The following is a 3616-nucleotide window of genomic DNA, read 5'->3' as shown; positions in this document are numbered from 1 at the left end:
AAGTGGACTTACAACAGCAAACAGAAGAATAACCATGTCGATTCGTAACCGCGTTATCTGGCGCGAAGGGCTTTTTATCAAGCCTCAGCATTTTCAGCAGCAACAGCGCCATGTGGACTATACGCTGCAGGCGCGACTCAGTGCCATCAGCGATTATTTCAGTGGGTTGCAGTCCCTGGAAATCAATGAAGAGTACCTGAATTTTGGGCGTATTGCGTTGGTGGGTGCCCGGGGCGTGATGCCTGATGGCACGGTTTTCAATATTCCTGGTGATGATGCGCTGCCGCCGCCGCTGGAAATAACGGATGACTCGGTGACGGGGCAGAAGGTTTATCTGGCAATCCCGCTGGCGGTCAGTGGGGTGAATGAAGTACGTCAGCCGGAACAGTCTGTTGCCACCCGTCTGGAAGCTCACCGCTATGAGGTTCGTGACCTTCACAGCGACGGCGGGGATATTACTGCACTTGAGCTCGGGCGGGTGAGTCCCCGTCTGATGCTGGAGCGTGACGATCGCAGCGCCTGGGCCACGCTGGCCATCGCCCGTATTCAGGAACGGCGTCCGGATGGCGGCCTGGTGCTGGAATCCGCTTTTATGCCCTGCAGTTCGTCAGTGTCGGCGATCCCGGTGCTTAAACGTTTTCTGGGCGAATCCGCAGGACTGGTGGCGGAGCGTGCCCGGACCCTGGCGCAGCGTATTGCTGCGCCCGGACAACAGGGGGTGGCCGATGTGGCAGAGTTTATGATGCTGCAGTTGCTGAACCGCATGCAGCCTGGCCTGTCCCATCTGGCCCGGCTGGGCACGCTGCACCCGGAGCGTCTGTACGAAACGCTGGTGACGTTTTGCGGCGAACTGATGACCTTCACGGACGTATCCCGTCTGCCGCCGGAGTTTCCGGCCTACCGTCATGACGATCCCCGCCAGAGTTTTGAACCGGTCATGCATGCTCTGCGTCAGGCCCTCAGCACGGTGCTGTCGCCGCGTGCGGTCTCCCTGCAGCTGAGTAAACAGGCGTATGGCGTTCATCTTGCCGTCATTGCTGAAAGCGAACTGTTGCAGAGCGCGATGTTCGTCCTGGCCGTACGCGCCAGAATGCCGCAGGAACAACTGCGTAAGCAGCTGCTACAGCAGGTCAAGGTGGCGTCAGGCGAGAAAATTCGTGAGCTTATCAGCCTCCAGCTCCCCGGCGTGCCGCTTCAGCCCCTGCCGGTGGCACCGCGCCAGTTGCCTTACCATGCGGGCTACAGCTACTTCCAGCTTGACCGGCAAAGCCCGGCCTGGTCAGTGCTGATGACCGGAAACACGCTGGCGTTCCACATTGCCGGTGAGTTTCCCGAACTTGATATGCAGCTCTGGGCTATCCGCAGCCAGTAATGGGGAGAGTGAACGATGGCAACTGATGCAATGCACCACGACGGCCTGAAAGGGCTGCTCCATGAGGACGCGGGCCTGACGGACAGCGATCCTGATTATGCTTTCCGGATGCGGGGTAACAGCCTGAATCCGATTGTTGACGCGGTGACTCCGCTGTTCGGCATGGTGGCCCGCGTGCGCACCCTGAGCCGCCATAACGATGTGGCCGGCCTGTATCAGACCGTGGCAACGGAAATCCGTGCGATTGAGCAGGAGCTGCGGGGGCTCGACTATGAGAATGGCGTGATCCTGTCGTTTCGCTATGTGCTGTGCTCCTTTATTGATGAAGCGGTGATGGCGCATGAATGGGGACACCAGAGCGTATGGGCGGAGAACTCCCTGCTGTCGCAGTTTCATGGCGAGACCTGGGGGGGCGAAAAGGTGTTTTCTGTTCTTGATAAGCTGCGGGACGATCCCGTGCGTTATCGGGATGTGCTGGAATTTATTCTGCTGTGTCTGCTGATGGGTTTTCAGGGGCGTTATCGCCTCCTGCCGGACGGCAAAAAAATGCTGCAGGAAATAAGTCAGTCTCTCCACCTTCAGTTGAACCCGGATCCGGTCACGCAGCCCCCGGTGCTGCATCTTGATTTCGGCCAACAGTCCGCCCCGTATCGTCTGTCCCGTCAGGTATCACTGCGTACCGTCGCGGGCAGCGCCTGCCTGCTGATGGCCGGCGTTTTTCTCCTTTTTCACCATCAGCTCAGCAATCAGACGCAGGATGTCCTGCGTCAGTTGAGTGAACTCTTAAAGTGAGGGCGTTACCCCATGATCCGCATTGATTTGCACATTCTTGTTGAACGTCTTCACCCGGTTTGCCGCCATATGCTGGAAGAGGCGGCGGCCTTGTGTGTCAGCCAGCAGGGCGCAGAAATTCGTGGTGAGCAGCTGTTGCTGAAAGCGCTGGATACTCCGCTAAGTGATATCCGCCTCATACTGGATCATGCCGGTATCGCATGTGACGATGTGCGTGCTCTTCTGGACGCCGGGGGCGCGGATAAAGCCCAGGCGCCGGGCTATCCGGCGTTTTCGCCTCTGCTGGTGGAGTTACTGCAGGATGGCTGGATGCTGGCTTCGGCACAGATGAATCATCCGCAGTTGCGCAGCGGTGTGGTACTGCTGGCATTGCTGATGACACCGGGACGCTATGTATCACCTGCCGTTTCCCGTTTGCTGTCGGGCATTAACCGGGAACAGCTGGCGCAGGATTTTGATAGCCGGGTGAAGGGTTCGGCGGAAGGTGAGGGGCACTCTTCAGCGGAAAATGCGCCTGCGCAACCTTCTGTCACGGGTGAATTGCTGGCCCGTTTTACCCATAACCTGACCCGGGACGCCCGCGACGGACGCCTCGATCCGGTGCTGTGCCGGGATGATGAAATTGATCTGATGATCGACATCCTGTCACGCCGTCGTAAAAATAACCCGATTATTGTCGGTGAGGCGGGCGTGGGTAAAAGTGCGCTCACCGAAGGCCTTGCCCTGCGCATCGTTGCCGGTCAGGTACCGGACAAGCTGCGGGACGTGGAGCTGCTGTCACTGGACTTAGGTGCTATGCAGGCAGGTGCCGCCGTGAAAGGGGAGTTTGAGAAGCGATTTAAGGGGGTGATGCAGGAGGTGAAGGATTCACCGCATCCCGTCATCCTGTTTATTGATGAAGCCCATACGCTGATTGGTGCAGGAAATCAGGCGGGAGGGCTGGATGTCTCGAACCTGATCAAGCCCGCGCTGGCACGCGGGGAGCTGCGCACGATTGCTGCCACCACCTGGAGTGAATACAAGAAATACGTTGAAAAAGATGCGGCGTTATCGCGTCGCTTTCAGCGAGTTTTCGTCGGTGAGCCGGATGTGGCGCAGGCGACGGTTATTCTGCGCGGGCTGCGTAGCGTCTATGAGAAAGCACACGGGGTCCTGATTGATGAGGAGGCCCTGCAGGCAGCAGCGTCTCTGTCGGCGCGCTACATCTCAGGTCGGCAGTTGCCGGATAAAGCCATCGATGTGCTGGATACGGCCTGTGCCAGAGTGGCGATTAACCTGACCACGCCTCCCCGCGAAGTGAGCCATCTGCAGACCCGGCTTGAGCAGCGTGGGCTGGAAATTGTTCAGCTCGAACGCCAGTCACGCATTGGTCTTGGCGATCACCAGGCCCGGCTCACTGAGCTCTGTGCTGAGGAACAGGCAGAACGTGCAGCGCTGATAAAGGAAGAAGAA

At 58.5% G+C, this 3616-nt stretch carries 3 protein-coding genes; all 3 read left to right on the top strand.

What is annotated here, in order from left to right; genetic code table 11:
- The first annotated feature begins 34 nt into the window (after positions 1–34).
- A complete protein-coding gene (tssK, locus tag DEO48_RS24835; RefSeq protein ID WP_109846576.1) occupies positions 35–1372 on the top strand; it encodes a type VI secretion system baseplate subunit TssK in 1338 nt (445 codons plus the stop codon).
- 15 nt (positions 1373–1387) lie between these two features.
- On the top strand, positions 1388–2164 hold the full coding sequence (gene icmH / locus DEO48_RS24830; protein ID WP_109846575.1) for a type IVB secretion system protein IcmH/DotU: 777 nt from the start codon (positions 1388–1390) through the stop codon (positions 2162–2164).
- A gap of 12 nt (positions 2165–2176) precedes the next feature.
- A partial coding sequence (locus DEO48_RS24825) for an AAA family ATPase (RefSeq protein WP_146198336.1) occupies positions 2177–3616 on the top strand: 1440 nt, incomplete at its 3' end.

The organism is Enterobacter sp. CGMCC 5087, from assembly GCF_003144775.1.
GTDB classification, from domain to species: Bacteria; Pseudomonadota; Gammaproteobacteria; order Enterobacterales; family Enterobacteriaceae; genus Enterobacter; species Enterobacter cloacae_M.
Note: the sequence above shows the minus strand (reverse complement) of the source record. Positions and strands in the feature narration are given on the sequence as shown.

Excerpts from the sequence above, each read along its gene's own strand:
- icmH (WP_109846575.1), top strand. The coding sequence starts at position 1,388 with ATGGCAACTGATGCAATGCACCACGACGGCCTGAAAGGGCTGCTCCAT.
- tssK (WP_109846576.1), top strand. The coding sequence starts at position 35 with ATGTCGATTCGTAACCGCGTTATCTGGCGCGAAGGGCTTTTTATCAAG.